At 69.5% G+C, this 17,642-nt stretch carries 17 protein-coding genes and 1 pseudogene; 15 read left to right on the plus strand and 3 right to left on the minus strand.

Going from position 1 to position 17,642, the window contains the following annotated elements; all coding sequences use genetic code 11:
• Positions 1-2 precede the first annotated feature (2 nt).
• The 4 genes from AB0O15_RS43710 (at position 3) to AB0O15_RS43725 (ending at position 6,740) form a co-directional block, all read left to right on the plus strand.
• A complete protein-coding gene (locus tag AB0O15_RS43710) occupies positions 3-2,600 on the plus strand; it encodes a LuxR C-terminal-related transcriptional regulator (protein ID WP_364332604.1) in 2,598 nt (865 codons plus the stop codon).
• Between the two features lie 290 nt (positions 2,601-2,890).
• Positions 2,891-3,430 carry a 2Fe-2S iron-sulfur cluster-binding protein gene (locus AB0O15_RS43715; RefSeq protein WP_364332649.1) on the plus strand — a complete coding sequence of 180 codons (540 nt, stop codon included), beginning with the start codon at positions 2,891-2,893 and terminating at the stop codon, positions 3,428-3,430.
• The gene (locus tag AB0O15_RS43720) at positions 3,427-4,419 is read left to right on the plus strand and encodes a xanthine dehydrogenase family protein subunit M (RefSeq protein ID WP_364332607.1); all 993 of its coding nucleotides are present in this window, start codon (positions 3,427-3,429) and stop codon (positions 4,417-4,419) included. Before AB0O15_RS43715 ends, AB0O15_RS43720 begins: the two co-directional genes overlap by 4 nt.
• Before the next feature lie 5 nt (positions 4,420-4,424).
• Positions 4,425-6,740 (plus strand): xanthine dehydrogenase family protein molybdopterin-binding subunit, encoded by a 2,316-nt coding sequence (locus tag AB0O15_RS43725; RefSeq protein ID WP_364332652.1) that lies wholly within the window; start codon positions 4,425-4,427, stop codon positions 6,738-6,740.
• Positions 6,741-6,953: 213 nt separating this feature from the next.
• On the opposite strand, the gene AB0O15_RS43730 is transcribed toward AB0O15_RS43725, so the two are convergent.
• On the minus strand, positions 6,954-7,622 hold the full coding sequence (locus AB0O15_RS43730) for a response regulator transcription factor (RefSeq protein WP_364332610.1): 669 nt from the start codon (positions 7,620-7,622) through the stop codon (positions 6,954-6,956).
• Between the two features lie 150 nt (positions 7,623-7,772).
• Here AB0O15_RS43730 and AB0O15_RS43735 point away from each other — a divergent pair, with 150 nt between their 5' ends.
• From AB0O15_RS43735 to AB0O15_RS43765, 7 genes are all read left to right on the plus strand, one after another.
• The gene (locus AB0O15_RS43735; RefSeq protein ID WP_364332613.1) at positions 7,773-8,324 is read left to right on the plus strand and encodes a hypothetical protein; all 552 of its coding nucleotides are present in this window, start codon (positions 7,773-7,775) and stop codon (positions 8,322-8,324) included.
• A 30-nt stretch (positions 8,325-8,354) separates the two neighbouring features.
• Positions 8,355-9,512, plus strand: a complete 1,158-nt coding sequence (locus AB0O15_RS43740; RefSeq protein ID WP_364332616.1) for a hypothetical protein — start codon at positions 8,355-8,357, stop codon at positions 9,510-9,512.
• Between the two features lie 15 nt (positions 9,513-9,527).
• Positions 9,528-10,625 carry a histidine kinase gene (locus tag AB0O15_RS43745; RefSeq protein WP_364332619.1) on the plus strand — a complete coding sequence of 366 codons (1,098 nt, stop codon included), beginning with the start codon at positions 9,528-9,530 and terminating at the stop codon, positions 10,623-10,625.
• 164 nt (positions 10,626-10,789) lie between these two features.
• Positions 10,790-11,164 carry a GntR family transcriptional regulator gene (locus AB0O15_RS43750; protein ID WP_364332622.1) on the plus strand — a complete coding sequence of 125 codons (375 nt, stop codon included), beginning with the start codon at positions 10,790-10,792 and terminating at the stop codon, positions 11,162-11,164.
• A complete protein-coding gene (locus AB0O15_RS43755) occupies positions 11,161-12,066 on the plus strand; it encodes an ABC transporter ATP-binding protein (RefSeq protein WP_364332625.1) in 906 nt (301 codons plus the stop codon). The genes AB0O15_RS43750 and AB0O15_RS43755 overlap by 4 nt, the downstream gene beginning before the upstream one ends.
• A complete protein-coding gene (locus tag AB0O15_RS43760) occupies positions 12,063-12,758 on the plus strand; it encodes an ABC transporter permease (protein ID WP_364332628.1) in 696 nt (231 codons plus the stop codon). Before AB0O15_RS43755 ends, AB0O15_RS43760 begins: the two co-directional genes overlap by 4 nt.
• 80 nt (positions 12,759-12,838) lie before the next feature.
• Entirely contained in the window at positions 12,839-13,054 is a 216-nt protein-coding gene (locus AB0O15_RS43765) for a hypothetical protein (protein ID WP_364332631.1), read from the plus strand.
• 113 nt (positions 13,055-13,167) lie between these two features.
• Here the strand turns inward: AB0O15_RS43765 and AB0O15_RS43770 are convergent, their stop codons facing one another.
• Positions 13,168-13,746 carry a uridine kinase gene (locus tag AB0O15_RS43770; RefSeq protein WP_364332634.1) on the minus strand — a complete coding sequence of 193 codons (579 nt, stop codon included), beginning with the start codon at positions 13,744-13,746 and terminating at the stop codon, positions 13,168-13,170.
• 208 nt (positions 13,747-13,954) lie between these two features.
• Positions 13,955-14,524, minus strand: a complete 570-nt coding sequence (locus tag AB0O15_RS43775; protein ID WP_364332637.1) for a TetR/AcrR family transcriptional regulator — start codon at positions 14,522-14,524, stop codon at positions 13,955-13,957.
• 105 nt (positions 14,525-14,629) lie between these two features.
• On the opposite strand from AB0O15_RS43775, the pseudogene AB0O15_RS43780 reads away from it, so the two are divergent.
• From AB0O15_RS43780 to AB0O15_RS43795, 4 genes and pseudogenes are all read left to right on the plus strand, one after another.
• Positions 14,630-14,938, plus strand: a pseudogene (locus AB0O15_RS43780) (2-dehydropantoate 2-reductase N-terminal domain-containing protein); the annotation flags it as partial.
• A gap of 274 nt (positions 14,939-15,212) precedes the next feature.
• Entirely contained in the window at positions 15,213-16,418 is a 1,206-nt protein-coding gene (locus AB0O15_RS43785) for a cytochrome P450 (protein ID WP_364332640.1), read from the plus strand.
• 39 nt (positions 16,419-16,457) lie between these two features.
• Entirely contained in the window at positions 16,458-16,652 is a 195-nt protein-coding gene (locus AB0O15_RS43790) for a ferredoxin (RefSeq protein WP_364332643.1), read from the plus strand.
• Between the two features lie 415 nt (positions 16,653-17,067).
• Positions 17,068-17,445 carry a Rid family hydrolase gene (locus AB0O15_RS43795; RefSeq protein ID WP_364332646.1) on the plus strand — a complete coding sequence of 126 codons (378 nt, stop codon included), beginning with the start codon at positions 17,068-17,070 and terminating at the stop codon, positions 17,443-17,445.
• The last annotated feature ends 197 nt before the right edge of the window (positions 17,446-17,642 follow it).

A 17,642-nucleotide genomic window follows, 5' to 3' on the forward strand; every position in this document is an offset into this window, starting at 1 on the left:
TGATGACGCCGCAGGATGATGGCGGATCCGCCCGAGATGTGGAGACGTATCTGCGGCAGCTGATGGCCGTGGCGGCCGCAGCGGGGCGTGCGTCCGAGCCGGTCGACCTGGCCGCGGCGCTGGCCGAGGCTCAGCGAGTGACCGCCTGGGGACTCCGGTCCGTCGTCGCGATGGGGCGGGCTCGGGGTTTGAGCTGGCGGGAGCTGGCGGACGCGCTGGACGTCCCGGCTTCCTCCCTGCATCGTCAGTACAGCAAGGGCACCTCGATTACGACGTCCTATGACAGCGTCGGGATTCGGCCGAGTGAGGCCGGGCCGCAGCCGGGTGACGTGCCTGCGGTGTTCGACCGCTTCGTCGGCCGCGGTCGCGAGCTGGCCGCGCTGCCCGAGCTGCTGCGGCAGCACCGGCTGGTAAGCCTGGTCGGGCCGGCGGGCGTGGGGAAGACCCGGCTGGCCGGGGAGATCGCTCACCGCGTCCGAGCCGGATACCCCGGGGGTGTGTGGTGGGTGCGGCTGGCATCCGTGTCGCGGGAATGGCTGATCGGTCCGGCGGTGAGCACGGCGGCGGCACTCACCGGCGCGGGTAAGGACGCCCGCCAGGTCGTCGCGGAGGCGACCAGGGGCGGCGCAGTGCTGCTGATCCTGGACAACTGCGAGCACTTGTCGGCCGGCGTGGCGAGCATCACCATGGACCTTCGCGAGGCCGCACCGGAGCTGCGGATCCTTACGACAAGCCGCGAGCCGCTGCGAGCCCCGGGCGAGGCGATCCTGCCGCTGGCGCCGTTCCCGCCGGCCGGCGGAGCGGGCCGGGCCGCGCGAGTGGCCGACGCGGTCCGGCTGTTCGCGGACCGGGCGCGCGCCGTCCGGCCCGACTTCGACCTCGACGCCTCGGCCGAGGACGTCGCCGACATCTGCGACCGCCTCGACGGGCTACCGCTGGCGATCGAGCTGGCCGCCCGCCAGAGCGACCTGCTGACGCCGGACCAACTGCTGCGCCGGCTGGCGGAGCCGCTCGACGTACTGGTCGACACCCCCCGCGGAGCGGCCGGCCGCCACCACAGCCTCCGCGAAGCGATCGCATGGAGCTACCACCTGCTCGACGAGACGGCGAAGGCGGTGTTCGCGCGCCTCTGCGTGCTGCCCGGCGGCTTCGACCAGCACACCGCCGCCGCCGTCACCCGCGATCTGGAACTCGACCGGCCTCAGCTGTGGGCGCGGCTCGCCGACCTCACGCGCAAGTCGATGCTGGTCGTCGACGCGCAGACGGCGGGCCGTTTCCGGATTCTGGAGTCGCTGCGGGCGTACGGTCTGGAGGCTCTCACCCGGGCCGGTGAGCTCGCGCCCACCCAGACGCGGCTGATCGACTGGCTGATCGCTTACGAGGGACAGCTCGCCGGGCACCCGTGGGGCGACGAACTGACCATCCTGATCAACCGGATCGCCGCCGAGCGGGACAACATCCGATACGCCGCCGACGTCGCGGCGGTGCTGGCCCCGGAGCGCCACCCCAAGCTCGCCCTCCTGCTCGCTCACCTGCTCTCCACCCAGCAGGAGATGACCGAGACGAAACGGCTCCTCCTCGGACTGCTCGATGGCCCGCAAGCGTCGACCGCGGACCGGGCGCGGGCGCATTGGATGCTCGCGATGAACACGGCACGGGTCGGCGATCACGCGACGGCCGCCGGCCACGCGCACGACGCGGTCCGGTTGGCGCGGACGCTCGACGACCTCGACGTGCTGGCCACGGCGCTCAGCGGCGTCATGATCACACGAGGGCTGATCAACGACCCGGCCGGTGGAGCAGAGGTCGGCGCCGAGTTGATCGCTCTGCTGCGCGCCAAGGGCCGGATCGGATCACTCGGGCGTGCTCTGAACATCCAGGCCTGGCTGCTGGTTGCCGGCGGCGACACCGGCGCCGCCCACGAGGTCATCTCGGAGGCCATCGCGATGTACGAGGCGCGGGCCGACCAGGCGCTTCCGCCGGCGGCCCGGTTCGCCAACGAGTGGGGCACGACTCTGCTGCACACGGCGGCGATCATCGACATCGTGCGGGGCGAGGATGCGACGGCCGCCGGGTACGTCACCGCGATTCTCACCTCCGAGTTCGAGCATCACAACGCGGTCGGGGGCGCGCTCAAGTGCGCGGCGATCCTCGCTGCCCGGCGTGGCGAGAACGAGCGTGCTCTCCGCCTGTCGGCCGGGTCGGAGGTGGTGGGCTTCCGCAGCGATGCGTTCGGCGATGACCAGCTGGCAGCCGCCACGCGCGCAGCCCGGAGGGCCGTCGGCCCGGTGAAAGCCAACGCAGCCGTCGCCATGGGACACGCCATGACCGTCAAGCAACTGAAGGAACATGCGATCAGCGGCGTGCTTCCGACCGACACCGGCCCCGCCGACCTTCTGACGCCGAGCCAGCTCCAGGTCGCGCTCGCGGTCGCGCGCGGTCTCACCAACGCCCAGATCGCTGTCGAGGTCGGCATGGGCAAGCGCACGGTGGCACACCATCTGACGAGCATCCGTACACGATTGGATCTCAACAGCAGAGTCGACGTCGCGGCGTGGGTGATCCACACGGGTCTGGCCGAGGCCCAGAACGGCCGCTGAGGATCACGCTCGACCACGCGCTGTCCCAGTCTGGGACAGCACACCACCACGATGGCCTGCCCCGCGGTTCACTTGAGCATCTTCGACGCCTTTGGTGGGCGAAGGGCAACGTGGAGTAGTTGCGCCGATGGGCGATGCCCGGCCGATACGACCGTGCCACGATCCCCGTGATCGAGTTTCCAGACCTGTCGGCCGATCGGCCGGTCTTGGGAGACGGCGTCGGGGACGCCGGGCATCGAGCCGAGGGGGCCGCGATGACAGGTACGACCCATGTGCACACCGGCCAGGGCATGAAGGGCAACGGCGGCCATCAGATCCGGGTCGTCGTGAACGGGGAGGCGGTCGAGGCTGCGGTCGATGATCCGCGGCGCTCGCTGCTCGACTTCCTCCGGGAGGATCGCGGGCTGACCGGGGCCAAGTTCGGCTGCGGTCAGGGCGGCTGTGGCGCCTGCACGGTGCTGGTCGACGGGAACCGCATCCTGTCCTGCCTGACGCTCGCCGTGATGGTCGACGGTTCGCAGGTGACCACCATCGAAGGGATCGGCGAACCGGACCGGTTGCACCCGTTGCAGGAGGCGTTCATCGCGCACGACGGGTTCCAGTGCGGCTATTGCACGCCCGGGCAGATCTGCTCAGCGATCGGTATGGCCGCCGAACTGGAGCGCGGGTTGCCCAGCAAGGCCGCCGACGAGGTGGCCGCAGACCCACAGTGGTCACGGCCGGAAGTGCGGGAGCGGATGAGCGGGAACGTGTGCCGCTGCGGTGCCTACAATGGGATCGTCGAGGCCATCATCGAGCATTTCACCGCGCCGGACCGGGTCCGATCGTGAGGCCGTTCACCTACCTGCGATCAGACGACGTGGCCGCCGCGGTCGAACTCGCCGCCGGCGCGGGTGCCCGGTACCTGGCCGGCGGAACGAACCTCGTCGATCTGATGCGCCAAGGCGTGGAGACGCCCGAAGTGCTGGTGGACGTACGGTCGTTGACGCGGCAGATCGAGGTCGAGCCGGACGGCACCCTGGTCCTCGGAGCCGGGGCCACCAACACCGCGGTCGCCGAGCACCCTCGCGTACGCGCCGACTTTCCGTTGATCTCCCGCGCCATCCTCAACGGGGCCACCGGGCAGATCCGCAACATGGCCACGGTGGGTGGCAACGTCCTGCAACGCCCACGGTGCCTCTACTTCTATGACACCGCGTCCCGGTGCAACCGGCGTGAGCCGGGCGCCGGCTGTGACGCCCTGGACGGGGGTACCCACAATCACGCAGTACTCGGCCACTCCCCGCACTGCGTCGCCACCCATCCGTCCGACCTGTGCGTGGCCCTGGCCGCCCTGGACGCCCGCGTCCATCTGCACGGACCCGGCGGTCCACGAGTCGTCGACCTGACCGACCTGCACCGGCTACCCGGTGACGAGCCCGCACGGGAGACCAACCTCGAACCGTACGAGCTGATCACGGCGGTTTCCGTGCCCCCGGCACCGTGGGGGCGCCGTTGCGTGTACCGCAAGGTCCGTGAGCGGGCCAGCTATGCGTTCGCGCTGGTGTCGGTGGCCGCTGTACTCGACGTCGACCGCGGCGTCGTCCGGCGCTCGCGACTGGCCCTCGGCGGCGTCGCCGCGAAGCCGTGGCGGGCGCGTGAGGCCGAACGGGTGCTCGACGGGCAACCGGTCAGCCCGGAGTTGTTCGAAGAGGCCGCGCGGACAGCGCTGAGGAACGCGGTTCCCTTGCGCGACAACGCCTACAAAATTCCGCTGGCCACCCGGTCGGTCGTGGCGGCACTCACCCAGCTCGCCGAAGAACCGCAGGAGGCGCCGTGACTCTGATGCAGAGAGCGTTCGAGATGGCCGCGCGGCTGCTGCCGGACCGCCGCCCCGACCCGCTGCTGAGCCGGACCGACCTGGTGCAGGGAAAGGCGATGGCCCGCCGCGACGGTCCGCTCAAAGTCAGCGGCCGCGCGCCTTTCACGCAGGACGTCGTCGTGCCCGGCCTCACCCACGCCGCATTGGTCTGTGCGACGAGGCCGGCCGGTCGGATCGCCGAGATCGAGGTGGCCGAGGCGGAGGCCGCCCCGGGCGTCCTGCTGGTCATGACCCATCACAACGCGCCGCCGATGAAGGCGCCGCGGCTGCTGATCACCCTCAAGGGCGCCTCGTTCACCCGCGCGCCGGTCATGCAGGACGACCAGATCCGATGGAACGGCGAGCCGGTCGCGGTCGTTGTGGCCGAGACCGCCGAGCAGGCCCGCCACGCCGCCGACCTGATCCGGGTCCACTACGACACGAGCGGACCCACGCCGATCGTCGATTTCACCACCGAGCAGGGCCGTGCCCGGCGCGCCGCGAACGTACAGGGCGAGCGGACGCGGATCGCCAAAGGCGACGTGGACCGAGCGCGGCAGTCGTCCGATCACATCGTCGATCACGGCTACCGGACCGCGATGCACTACAACGCCGCGATCGAACCGCACATCACGGTGGCCCGCTGGGACGACGCCGAGCACCTCACGGTGTGGGACGCCACGCAGGCCATCACGCACACGCAGATGACGTTGGCCGACGTGTTCGCCGTACCCGTCGAGAACGTCCGGGTGATCGCGAAGTTCGTCGGCGGTGCCTTCGGCAGCAAGATGGTCTGGAGCCACCAGTTGCTCTGCGCCGGTGCCGCCAAGCTGCTCGGCCGGCCGGTCCGCGCGACGCTCACCCGCGAAGAGGTCTTCCGGGTCACCGGCGGCCGGACACCGTCGTCGCAGCGCGTCACGCTGGCCGCCAACGCCTCCGGCGGGTTGGCGGCGCTGAGCCACGAGGGCACCACGGCGATCGGGGCGCAGGACAACGGGTTCGCCGAACAGTTCACGTTCCCCGCACGCAACCTGTACGCCTCCGACACCTTCCTGGTCGACCAGCACGTGCTGGAACTCCAGATGCCCGCGAACGCGTCGATGCGCGCACCGGGCGACTCGATCGGCTCGTTCGCCCTGGAATGCGCGATCGACGAGATGGCGGAGCGGCTGGGCGTCGATCCGATCGTGTTCCGTACCCGCATCGAACCGGACCGCAACCCGGCCACCGGCCGGCCGTTCTCCGCCCGGCACCTGCTCGAGACATTCGCCCGCGGCGCCGACACGTTCGGCTGGGATCAGCGCAACCCCGTACCACGCTCGACACGACGCGGGGAATGGTGGGTGGGGCACGGCGTGGCCGGCGCCAACTATCCCTACATCCGCATGCCGAACGGCAAAGCCACCATCACGGTATGCGCCGACGGGCGGGCAATCATCCGGACCGCCGCGCACGAGATGGGAATGGGCACCGCCACCGTCCAGGCCCAGCACGCGGCCGACCGGCTCGGCCTGCCCGTCGAGGCGGTCACCTTCGAATACGGTGACAGCTCACTGCCGGCCGGCATCCCCGCCGGCGGGTCCGCGCAAACAGCCGCGATCATCGCATCCGTCACGGCCGCCGCCAAACAACTCGTCGAGATCCTCCTCAAGCTCGTTCCCCGCGGCGGCGCCCTGACCGGCGCCCGGCCCCGCGACGTCGAGCTGCGCGACGGCGGACTGTATCGCCGCGACGGCGGCTCCGGCCTCCCCTACTCGACGCTGCTTGGCGGCGCCGGCCGTGACGAAGTGACCGCCGAAGGAACCGAGTCGCTCCCACTGGAAATGATGAAGTACTCGATGCAGTCCTTCGGGGCCCAGTTCTGCCAAGTCCGGGTCAGTGACGTCACCGGCGAGATCCGAGTCGACCGTTGGCTCGGGGTCTTCGACACCGGACGGGTGCTGAACCCGACCACCGCCGCCAGCCAGTTCCGCGGCGGCATCATCATGGGTCTGGGCCAGGCTCTCACCGAGGAGGTCGCCGTCGACAGCCGGACCGGACGCATCATGAACCCGTCGTTGGCGCACTACCACGTCCCCGTACACGCCGACGTCCCCCACATCGACGTCGACTGGCTCGGCCATCCCGACCCCATGGCACCGATGGGCGGGCACGGTGTCGGCGAAATCGGCATCACCGGCGTCGCCGCCGCAGTGGCGAACGCCGTTCACAACGCCGCGGGAATCCGGCTCCGGAACCTGCCCATGACCCCCGCCCTAGTGCTGCCTGCTCTGCTCGAGACCGCCCCGGGACCGGCATGACGAACACACGGCGTCTCAGCGAGACGCCGCGCGGCCGCGTGCGGGACGTTCCGGTTCAAGCCGCGACGGGGTGGTGAAACGACGCGTCGACGGCCCGCCGGGCGGCCTGCATGTGTCCGCCCGGGCCGCGGGCACCACGCTTTGTCAGCGGCATGTGAGGATGCCGGCGGCACATCGGCTCGCTCATGCGCTCTGCCGCTGGCTACGTTTCGGTCATGGGCCTGGGCTGCGGTTGACGAAGCCGGTCTCGTAGGCGACGACTACCGCTTGCACGCGGTCCCGCAGGCCGAGCTTGGTGAGGATGCGCGCGACGTGGGTTTTCACCGTTGTCTCGGCCACCACCAGCTCGGCCGCGATCTCGGCGTTGGAGAGACCACGTGCGATAAGCCGTAGGACGTCGAGTTCACGCCCGGTCAAGGGCGCCAGTGCCGGCGGTGGTCCGGCCGACTGGGCGGGCTCGACGAAGCGTTCGACCAGCCGCTGGGTGATCGACGGCTCGATGAGAGAGTCGCCGGTGGCCGCGGCGCGAACGGCGGCGATCAGGCGGGTCGATGGTGCGTCTTTCAGGAGGAAACCGGCCGCGCCGGCGCGCAACGCGCGGTAGACGTACTCGTTCTGGTCGAAGGTCGTGAGGACGACGATCGTCGGCGGGTTGGGGTGCCGCAGGATCTCCTCGGTGGCCGACAGGCCGTCGAGTTCGGGCATGCGGATGTCCATCAGGATCACATCGGGCTCGGTCAATTGGGCCTGGCGGATCGCCTCGGTGCCGGTGTCGGCCTCGGCAACGACCTCGATGTCGCCCTCGGCCTCCAGGATCACCCGGAAACCGGTGCGGACGAGGGTCTGGTCGTCGGCGACGAGTACCCGGATCTTATGGGACACAACTGACAGTCTGCCGGTCCCGCCGTCGCCGCCGGGTCATCCCTAAGGACGATGGCGGGTCGGAACATCCTCCCTGAGCTGGACGAAGGCTACGCGGGCCGAACCCTACCGTCAGGGCATCTCAGCGATCCGCGGCGAAAGGAAAGAACGATGAACGGAGTTCTCAAGGGTGTCCGGCCCCTCGACTACGTGCTGGCCGGCCTGATGACTGTGCTCGGTGCGTTGCTGATGTGGGAGAACATCGCCTCGCCGGACGACGCGGACCTGGCCCACCCGGTCTCCACGCATTCGTGGGTGATCCTGCCGGTCTTCCTGCTGGTGACGCTGCCGGTCCTGTGGCGCCGCCGCCACATCCTCGCGGTCATCGGCTGCACCATCGCCGCCTCGGCCGTCCACCTGCTCGCCTTCGACTGGCTGACCCGCTGCGGTGTGGCGCTCCCACTCTCGTTCGCACTCGCGTACGCCGTGGCCCGTTACGCCGGGAACATGAGGAACCAGCTGATCGGCGTCGCCGGAATTGTCGTTCTTCAGGTGGTCGTGCTCATCCACGACTCCTCGATCGGCCCGATGGGCGACGGGCTCGTCATCGCACTCCCGGGTGCCGCGCTCTTCTACGGCATCGGTCTTCTGGTCCAGAATCGGGTCACCAGGAAGCAGCAGCTCACCGCCGACGCGCCGGTCCACGAGCGCGCAGCCGCCTGAGCGGGTCCACGGGTGGGAAGGAGCGCGGCGATGAGTGAGATCTTCCGCGGGGTGAGGATCGGCGACTGGTTCCTCGCGGGAGCCCTCACCGCGCTGGGCGCGTTGCTCATGTACTTCGACGTCACCACCACCGACGCCGAGGTCACACGGAGTATCGCCGACGGCTCGATGGTCCACCCGTTCGATTCCCATTCGCTGTGGATGATTCCGGTTTTCGTGGGCGCCACGATTCCGGTGCTCTGGTGGCGGCGCAGCGTCCTCGCCGTCACCGCTGTCGCCGTCGGTCTCATGGTGGTTCACGACCTGCTGTTCGGTTGGGTGACCCGCTGCGGCGCCGGCCTGCCGCTGATCTTCGTGCTGGCGTTCCTCGGGGCACTGGCCTACCCGCGTACGAAAGCCTGGCTCGTCGTTGGGCTGTGCGCCGTGTTGACCGTGGCCGTGGTGGTGGTCGATGCGACAACCGGTCCGGACGTGCTGGCGCTGGCCCTGCCGATCGTCCTGGTCGTCTTCGGGATCGGCCGGGCGGCCCGGCACCGCAGCGCCCTGAACCACCAGCTCAAGATCCGGGACGACGAGCTGCGGCAGCTGCGCGACGAGCGCGCCGCGCTGGCGGTCGCGGACGACCGGGCGAGGCTCTCCCAGCAGCTCGACGGGCTCCTTCAGGAACGGCTCGCGCAGCTGACCACGGCGGCCGAGTCCGCGGACGGCCTCGCTCCGGCACAGGCGAGAACGCTGTTGGAGGCCATCGAGTCCGGCAGCCGGCAGACGCTGGACGACATGCGCGAGATCGTGGGGCTGCTCCGCGGCGGCGAAGTCGACCTGGCGCCGGCCCCGACGGTCGCCCACCTCGACGCGCTGCTTGCGCGGCACCGGTCGGCGCGCTCGCGGCTGACCGTGACGGGCGACTCCCGGTCGCTGCCGGCCACCGTGGAACTGTCGGCCTTTCGCATCGTCGAATACCTGGTCACCGTGCTCGCCGACCGGGCCGACGCGCCGATCGAGGTCGCCGTGCGATTCGAGGACGACGCGCTCGAGATCCGCGTCAACGGTCTGGTGGGGCGGGGCGGGGACCTGAAGGCGGCGATCGCCCGGGCCAAGGAGCGCGCCAAGCTGCTCGGCGGCTCGGTCGACGTGAAGGTCGCCCGGGGGTACGCCCGGGCCGTGGCCCAGCTTCCCGTGGTCGGGTGATCCGTGGTGGTGGGCTTGCGCCGACTCGAGCAGGCGGGGATCGTCCTTCTGGTCCTCGCCACCGTCGCGTTGCCGACGGCGATCCACGGCTGGCCTGCCACCGTTCTCGGCAATGTCTTCGTCGCCGCTGCCGTGGCCAGTGGCCTGGCACTGCTCTGGTGGCGGAGCCACCCGCGCGTGGTCGCGGTCGGGGGCGGGGGGCTTTGGCTGGCGGCAGCGTGCCTTGGTGACTACGGCTGGTTCCCCGACCTCGCGCTCGTGATCATGGCCCTCCTCGCCGCGGTCACGGCCCTGGGCTGGCGCGGCCGGGCCGCCTGGGTAACCGGCGCCGGCCTGGCGGCGTACCTGGTTGTTTTCTGGCTGGTTCTCGCTACCAGCCCAGTGGCCGTGGTGATGTTCAGCGTGCCGGGCTTCCTAGCCGGCACAGTCTTCCGGCTGCGCCGAGAGGCGGCGGACGAACTCGCTCAACGCGGCCGGGAGCTGGAAGAGGAAAGGGAACTGTTCGCCGACCTGGCCCTGCGCCACGAGCGGGCCCGGATCGCCGCCGAGCTGCACGACATCGTCGGGCACGCCATCAGCGTCATGATCATCCAGGCCGCGGCCGGGCAACGGCTGGTCGACAACGACCCGGCCCGGGCCAAGCAGACCTTCGCCGCCATCGCGGAATCGGCCCGCCAAGGCAGCGAAGACCTGCAGCGGCTCATCGAACTGCTCGGCGGAACGGAGATCGGCGGACCCGACCTGTCGCTCATCGAGGAGGTCGTGACACGGGCGGCGCGCAGCGGTCTGGACGTCTCGTGCCGGTTCGAGGGCGATCGTGACGGCGTGGCCGCACCGATCGCCCACATCGCCTTCCGCGTCGTCCAGGAAAGCCTGACCAACGCGATGCGCCACGCTCCGGGCGCGGCCGTCCGAGTGCGTGTCAACGGCACCGGCCGAGACCTGACCGTGAGCGTGGAGAACGACCGGTCGACCCAGGAGCGGCCGGCCATGTCCGGTACCGGCCGCGGACTGACCGGCCTGCGCGAACGGGTCCACGAGCAGGCCGGTCGGTTGCTCGTAGGACCGACCTCGTACGGCGGATGGCACGTCGAGGCAACCTTCCCGAAATAGGCCGCGCGGTTGCGCGAGCCTGGCCGGGCCGGCGGCAGCGGGAATCGGGTCCCGGCGCCGCCGCCGGCTGAGGTTGCGGGATACCCGGACGGCTTGACAGGCGCGACGCGCGGTTGCATGGTTAGCTACCCATGTAGCTAACCAGTTGGGCGGCTAAGCCGACGATGGACGACGACCGACCGATCTTCCTTCAGATCGCCGAGCTGATCGAGAACTCGATCATCGACGGGTCGCTGGTGGAGGAGGCCCAGGTCCCGTCCACCAACGAGCTTGCCGCCTTTCACCGGATCAACCCGGCCACCGCGGCCAAGGGCGTCAACCAGCTGGTGTCGGAGGGAACGCTCTACAAGCGACGCGGCATCGGCATGTTCGTCGCCGGTGGGGCCCGGGCCAGGCTGCGCGAGCGGCGACGGGAACGGTTCACCGAACAGTACGTGGAACCCCTGCTCGCCGAGGCGCGCAAGCTCGGCATCGGCCACGACGAGCTGATGAAGATGATCGATTCATTCGGTGCGGCTGTCGGGAGGGACCTGGGATGACGACGGTGGTAACCGCACACGGGGTGACCAAGCGCTTTGGTGACGTCACGGCGCTCGACGACGTGAGCTTCGCGCTGGCCGAGCACACGATCTACGGCCTGCTCGGGCGCAACGGGGCGGGCAAGACCACTCTGATGCAGATCCTCACCGGTCAGGCGTTCGCGTCGTCGGGGAAGGTGTCGGTCTTCGACGCGCCACCGGTGGAGAACCCGGCCGTCCTGTCGAAGGTCTGTTTCGTCCGGGAGAGCCAGCGCTACCCCCACGTCTACACCGTGCGCCACGTCTTTCGCACCGCACGCCGGCTGTTTGCGAACTGGGACGACACGTTCGCGCACGGCCTCGCCGCGGACTTCCAGCTACCGGCCGGGCGGCTGGTCCGCAGGCTCTCGCGGGGCATGCTGTCGGCCCTCGGCGTGACCGTCGGGCTGGCCGCGCGGGCGCCCCTGACGTTCTTCGACGAGCCGTACCTCGGGCTCGACCCGGCCGCCCGGCAACTTTTCTACGACCGCCTGCTCGCCGACTACGCCGAACATCCCCGCACCGTGGTGCTCTCCACCCACCTCATCGACGAGGTGAGCGATCTGATCGAGCGGGTGCTGCTCATCGACCGCGGCCGGCTGCTGCTCGACGAGGACACCGACGACCTGCGCGGACGGGCGGTGGCGGCAACCGGACGGGCGGAGGCCGTGGACGGGTTCGCGGCCGGACGCACCGAGTTGCACCGCGAGCGGTTGAGCGGCCTGGTCCGGTCGACCATCCTCGATGGCCTCGGACCGCACGCGAAGGCGCTCGCGCAGGAACTGAACGTCGAGCTGGAACCGCTGTCGTTGCAGCAACTCGTGGTCCGCCTGACCGCACCGCCGACGACAACGGCGCCGGCGGACCGGGAGGCCGCCCGATGAACCGCATCCGTCAGGTGGTCCGCCTCCAGATGCCGGCCTGGCCGCAGATCCTGGGCTGGACGTGGAGCATGACGGCCGTCGGGTTCGGCATCCACCTGTTGAGCGTCATGGCGAACCACGACCCGGGCGACGGCGTGACGACCACCGGCGGCCTGGTCAGCGTGTACGGCGTCGCGATCGGGATGGCCACCGTCTCGGTCACCCAGATCTTCCCGTACGCGCTGGGCATGAGCGTGACCCGCCGGGAGTTCTACCTGGCCTGGTCGCTGCTCGCGGTCGTCCAGTCGGTTGTCTACGCGCTGGTGCTCAGCCTGCTGCGCGCCGTGGAACAGGCCACCGGCTACTGGGGGGTGGGGATGCGCTACTTCGGCCTGCCGTTCATGGACGACGCCAACCCGGTGCTGCTCCTGCTCGGGTACGCGGTACCCATGCTGGTCGTGACCCACCTCGGGATCCTGCTCGGCACAGTGCACCTGCGCTGGGGCACCACCGGCGTCCTCGCCAGCGTCACCCTGGCCTTCACCGCGCTCGGGCTGGCCGCCGCGCTGACCACGTGGACCCGCCAATGGCACGCGATCGGCCGCTGGTTGCTCGACCAGCCCCCTGCGGCGCTGCTCGCCGGCTGGCCGGTCCTGGTGGCCGCCGCGTTCGCGGTCGGCGGGTACAGGCTCATCCGCCGTGCCACGGCATAGGCGCGGCGGGCACTCGGCTGCCTCGGACACCGCGAACGCCATCATCCGCCCTGTCCGCCCGCGTCCTTGGGAGAGATGCAATGACAAGCAACAACACGCCCCCGCCCGCCGCAGGTCTCGGGATCTGGGCGAATCTCGGGATCTGGATCGCATTTGGCTCTCTCTTCGGCGTCGTCGTCGGGGTTTTTTCTGACAACGTCGGTATCGGTGTCGCGCTAGGTTCGGGTCTGGGTGCGAGTCTGGGTATTGTCGCCTGGGCCGTCTTCATCGCGCCGCGAAGGAATGCCGGCGGCTGATCTGGGCCCACCGCCACGCCATCTCGGCACGGGTGGGCACCGCACCTGCTCTCGTTCGTGCCCGTCAGCCATCGACTGACTGGTGCGCGCACGCTCAGCGGCAAATCATTTCGTCACCCACGGACGATCCGAGGTTCGTCGAAATGTTGATTCCCGATCAAGATATCGGCCCTTTGCTGTGGCGAGTCAGCGGCGAAGTAGATCCGCTGGGCTTCGACGTATCGCCGCATGCTGGGATGCGCTGGATCGGGGTTCGTACCGTCGCGAAACGCCATTCTTCTGGCCGTGACGTCGAACGGGACGTCCAGGAACACCGACAGATCCCACACGTCGCCGATCTCGTCGCGATGCAGGAAGAGCCCGTCGACAATCAGGACCGTCCCGGGAACAGCAGTACGCCGTGGCGGGTCGAGAACCGCGTCTGTGGCCAGATCGTGGGCGGCCTGCCGATAGCATCGCGAGCCGCCCGGCGCGAACGGTTCCAGCACGTCGGTGCGGAACCGCTGGTAGTTGAAGGAGTCCTGCCAGAAGCCTTGCGGGGACTCGCGGCCTTGGCGGTATCGCACCGCACGGACGTTGTGGAAGTCGTCGAGCGACACGCGGACGATGGGACGGCCGAGTAGGCGGACGGCAGCGGCGAGTTCCGCTGCGAAGGTAGTCTTCCCCGATCCATCGGGACCGTCGATCGCCACTCGGGGACAACCGTCGCGGAGTTCAAGAACCCGGCGGGCGACGTAGTCGATGACATCCTGTTTCCGAGATCGAGGCACCGGCCCAGGATGTCAGGCCGGATGCGGCCTCGTCGGGCGGCTGAAACTCGCCGCCAGCCGGCGGATCCTTTCGCCCCACCCGGGAAGTGATGGCGCCTGGCGGCGCGCTGCGACCTCGTGTCGCACCTTGTCATAGCGGGCGGCGCAGCCCGTCCAGCACGAGGGTGATGACATCGTCGGCCTCGGCCCGCCAACCAGGGCGGTCATGGGCCGCACCGATGCCGTGCAGCGCCATCATCACGGCACCGGCATTCACGTCGTCGCGAACGGTGCCGTCCCGCACGGCGGCGGCCACCAGGTCGGTGACAGCCTGCTCCAGCGCCCGGCTGCCCTCGGTGAGGGCACCCGAGCGGGTGGCCATGAGCGTGGACAGCGTCCGGGCCAGACCCTCGTGGGCGTCTATGTGGTCGACCATGCCGCGTAGGAAGGTCGCCAAAGCCTCCGCCGCCGGCAGCGCGGCCCGCAACTGGCGGACACGGTCGCACATCGCGGCGATCTCGCCGTGGTAGACCGCCTCGGCCAGTGCCTCCCGGGTGGGGAAGTGGCGATACAGCGTGCCCGTGCCCACCCCGGCCAGACGGGCGAAATCATCAAAGCGCAGGTCGAAGAAGCCACCGGCGTCGAAGACCTCCCGGGCCGTGGCGAGCAGGGCGTCACGCTTGCGCTGGGCGTCGGCCCGGAGCGGCTTGTCGACGGTCATGCGTTACCTCGCGTTGACAAATGGAGATGGCCTCCATATTCTACCCGAAAGTGGAGATGTCCTCCACATCGATCGTACCCCACGAGGTGCCGCGTGAAGATCCTGATGTTCGGCCGAGGCGTGATCGCCACCGTCTACGGCTGGGCCCTGCACCACGCGGGACATGACGTCGAGTTCTACGTCCGGCCGGGCCGCGCGGCGACGTACGGAGACGCGGTGGACCTCGACCTGATCGATACGCGGCGCCGGGTGTGGGGGCAGCACGTCGTCGAGAAGTGGCCGGTGCGCTACCGCGAGGCGCTCGAGCCGGACCACGATTTCGACCTGATCGTGCTCAGCGTGCCGCACCACCGCCTCGCGGAGGCGACGGCCTTCCTGTCCCCGCGTGTCGGCCAAGCCACGGTGCTGGTCTTCGGCAACGTCTGGACCGAGCCGCTGGCCGCGATCGGCGACCTCCCCGTCGACCGGATCGCCTGGGGCTTTCCCCAGGCCGGTGGCGGTTTCGGCGCGGACGGCGTGCTCCGTGGGGCGCTGCAGACATGGCATCTCTTCCGGAGGACGAGAACCCTCCTTGGTCCGCCGCGTCCCAGAGCCAACCCGGTCGCACCGATCGGCCAACTGCCATTCACGCATGGCTTTTCGCTGTCCAGCCTCTATCGCCAGTCCGTGACCTCGTGGAAGGAAAGTCATGACTACCACCGAGAAGCACGAGTTCCCCATGGCCCGTACGTGCCCGTTCGCGCCGCCGCCGGCATACGAAGAGATCCGCGAAGACGAGCCGGTCTCGCGGGTTCGTCTGCCCGACGGCGGGTGGGCCTGGGTGGTCAGCCGCCACGAAGACGTGCGAACCGTGTTGAACGACCGGCGGTTCAGCGCCGACCGGCAGCATCCGGACTTCCCCGCGCTGGTCGAGGGCGAGGCGGCGTCCCGGCGGCCGGACGAGGAGCGCATGCTGATCGCGATGGATGCGCCCGAGCACGGGCTGGCACGCAAGGCCGTGCTCGGCGAGTTCACGGTGCGCCGATTGGAGGCGCTGCGGCCGCGGATCCAGGAGATCGTCGACGGGCAGATCGACGCGCTGCTGGCCGGGCCGCGGCCCGGTGACCTGGTGGACTCGTTGTCGCTGCCGGTTCCGTCGCTGGTGATCTGCGAGATGCTGGGTGTGCCGTACGCCGACCATGAGTTCTTCCAGGAGCACACGGTGAAGGTGATCAAGCAGTCGACGCCGCCCGAGGAGCGGTGGGCAGCCACAAAAGCCGTCCAGGGCTACATGGCCGACCTCATCGCGGAGAAGGAGGAGAACCCGCCGGACGACCTGCTCGGGCGGCAGATCGTCAAGCTGCGCGCGGATGGCACCTATCGGCGGACGTCGCTGGTCGGCATGGGCTTTCTGCTGCTCGTGGCCGGCCATGAGACGACAGCGAACATGATCTCGCTGTCGACCGTGGCGTTCCTGCGCAACCCGGAGCAGCTCGCGATGATCAAGGCCGACCTGGCCAAAACGCTCAACGCGGTCGAGGAGATGCTGCGGTACTTCACGATCATCGACGTGGCGACGGCTCGGCTGTGCGTCGAGGACATGGAGGTCGGCGGGCAGCTGATCCGTGCCGGCGAAGGAGTGCTGGCGCTGGGTTATTCGGCCAACCGGGACCCGCGGGCGTTCGAGAATCCGGACGAGCTCGACATCGAGCGCGGCGCGCGCCACCACGTTGCGTTCGGTTTCGGGCCGCACCAGTGTCTGGGCCAGAACTTGGCTCGGATGGAGCTCCAGATCGTGTTCGACACGCTGTTCCGCCGCGTCCCCACGCTCGAGCTCGCGGTGGATGTCGACGAGCTGCCGTTCAAGGACGACGCGAACATCTATGGCCTCTACCAGCTCCCGGTGACCTGGTAGAGGACGAAGTGACATCCCCACCTCGGGAGGACAGGGCCCATGAGGATCATCGCGGACACCGACAGGTGCGTCGGTGCCGGACAATGTGTGCTCACTGAGCCCGCGCTGTTCGACCAGAGCGAGGACGACGGCACAATCATCGTGCTGAACGAGAAGCCGGAGGGCGAACTGGTCGAGAAGGCCCGCGAAGCGGCACGGGTGTGCCCCAGCCAGGCGCTCTCCCTGGAGGAGTGAGTCAATCCGTGGACGGCATTACGGCCTGAGACGATCACGCCGATCTGTGTGGGACGCTAAACGGCGCGTCTCCCCTACGCGACGCCAGTGTGGACCTCTGCTCCTGGTGCGCTCGCTGTCACAGCGCGCAAAGCCAGCGTCGGCGCCTGGGAGGGCAACCCGTACACCGCGGACGAATGGATCACCGAGGTCTACGTCCGGACAGGCAGCGGTTGGCGATGCGCACTGAGTCAGAAGACGCCTGCGCCCTCCGGCCCTTGACCCAGCCGGGAGGCCAACCACGACGTACCCCGTTTTCGGGATCTGCCAAGCGCACTGTAGGCGGCAGATCAGTAAACGCCGGCCGGCGGCCGCCACCGAAATCCGAGCCGTCTGGCCGAACGCCGTCGGCGTGAGCGGGGGCTAACTTGGCGGAATGCGAGAGATCATCAGCACGGCCGATGCGCCCAGCTCACCGTTGTACTGCCAAGCGATGAAAGTTGGCGGCCTGGTCTACGTCTCAGGCCTGGTCGGCGTCGACGTGAGCACGGGGGGCCTGGCCGGACCGACGATCCAGGAACAGACACGACAGGCGCTCGCCAACTGCAACACCGTTCTACGGGCGGCGGGCGCGACGTGGGAGGACATTGTCGAGGTCGGCGTACTCCTGACCAACCCGGCCGACTTCGCCGGCATGAACGAGGAGTACGCGACCTGGTTCCCCAGCACGCCGCCGACGCGTTACGTCGCCAAGCTCGGCGTCGAACTGCCCGGCGTTCTCGTGTCGATCCGCATGACCGCGTTCGTTGATTGACACGACCGCTGCCTGGCGCTTCGGCAGTGGTCGACGGCCCATACGTGGCACATCGGCAGCTCGCCACCAGCACCGACCCGCGCGACCTTGCGTGCGCTACCAGGCCGGGTAGCGACGGCGCATTGCTGCGCCGCCGCCCCCTCAGAACCGGACGTGCACGTTTCCATGCATCCGGCTCAAGCAAGCCCGCGAAGATC

This window comes from Actinoplanes sp. NPDC089786 (genome assembly GCF_040684855.1).
Lineage (GTDB): Bacteria > Actinomycetota > Actinomycetes > Mycobacteriales > Micromonosporaceae > Actinoplanes.

What these genes read in the sequence shown, in the direction of transcription:
- AB0O15_RS43785 (WP_364332640.1), top strand. Translation starts at nt 15,213, where the DNA reads ATGACTACCACCGAGAAGCACGAGTTCCCCATGGCCCGTACGTGCCCG.
- AB0O15_RS43755 (WP_364332625.1), top strand. Translation starts at nt 11,161, where the DNA reads ATGACGACGGTGGTAACCGCACACGGGGTGACCAAGCGCTTTGGTGAC.
- AB0O15_RS43750 (WP_364332622.1), top strand. Translation starts at nt 10,790, where the DNA reads ATGGACGACGACCGACCGATCTTCCTTCAGATCGCCGAGCTGATCGAG.
- AB0O15_RS43775 (WP_364332637.1), bottom strand. Translation starts at nt 14,524, where the DNA reads ATGACCGTCGACAAGCCGCTCCGGGCCGACGCCCAGCGCAAGCGTGAC.
- AB0O15_RS43735 (WP_364332613.1), top strand. Translation starts at nt 7,773, where the DNA reads ATGAACGGAGTTCTCAAGGGTGTCCGGCCCCTCGACTACGTGCTGGCC.
- AB0O15_RS43760 (WP_364332628.1), top strand. Translation starts at nt 12,063, where the DNA reads ATGAACCGCATCCGTCAGGTGGTCCGCCTCCAGATGCCGGCCTGGCCG.
- AB0O15_RS43715 (WP_364332649.1), top strand. Translation starts at nt 2,891, where the DNA reads ATGAAGGGCAACGGCGGCCATCAGATCCGGGTCGTCGTGAACGGGGAG.
- AB0O15_RS43790 (WP_364332643.1), top strand. Translation starts at nt 16,458, where the DNA reads ATGAGGATCATCGCGGACACCGACAGGTGCGTCGGTGCCGGACAATGT.
- AB0O15_RS43795 (WP_364332646.1), top strand. Translation starts at nt 17,068, where the DNA reads ATGCGAGAGATCATCAGCACGGCCGATGCGCCCAGCTCACCGTTGTAC.
- AB0O15_RS43710 (WP_364332604.1), top strand. Translation starts at nt 3, where the DNA reads ATGACGCCGCAGGATGATGGCGGATCCGCCCGAGATGTGGAGACGTAT.
- AB0O15_RS43765 (WP_364332631.1), top strand. Translation starts at nt 12,839, where the DNA reads ATGACAAGCAACAACACGCCCCCGCCCGCCGCAGGTCTCGGGATCTGG.
- AB0O15_RS43740 (WP_364332616.1), top strand. Translation starts at nt 8,355, where the DNA reads ATGAGTGAGATCTTCCGCGGGGTGAGGATCGGCGACTGGTTCCTCGCG.
- AB0O15_RS43725 (WP_364332652.1), top strand. Translation starts at nt 4,425, where the DNA reads ATGCAGAGAGCGTTCGAGATGGCCGCGCGGCTGCTGCCGGACCGCCGC.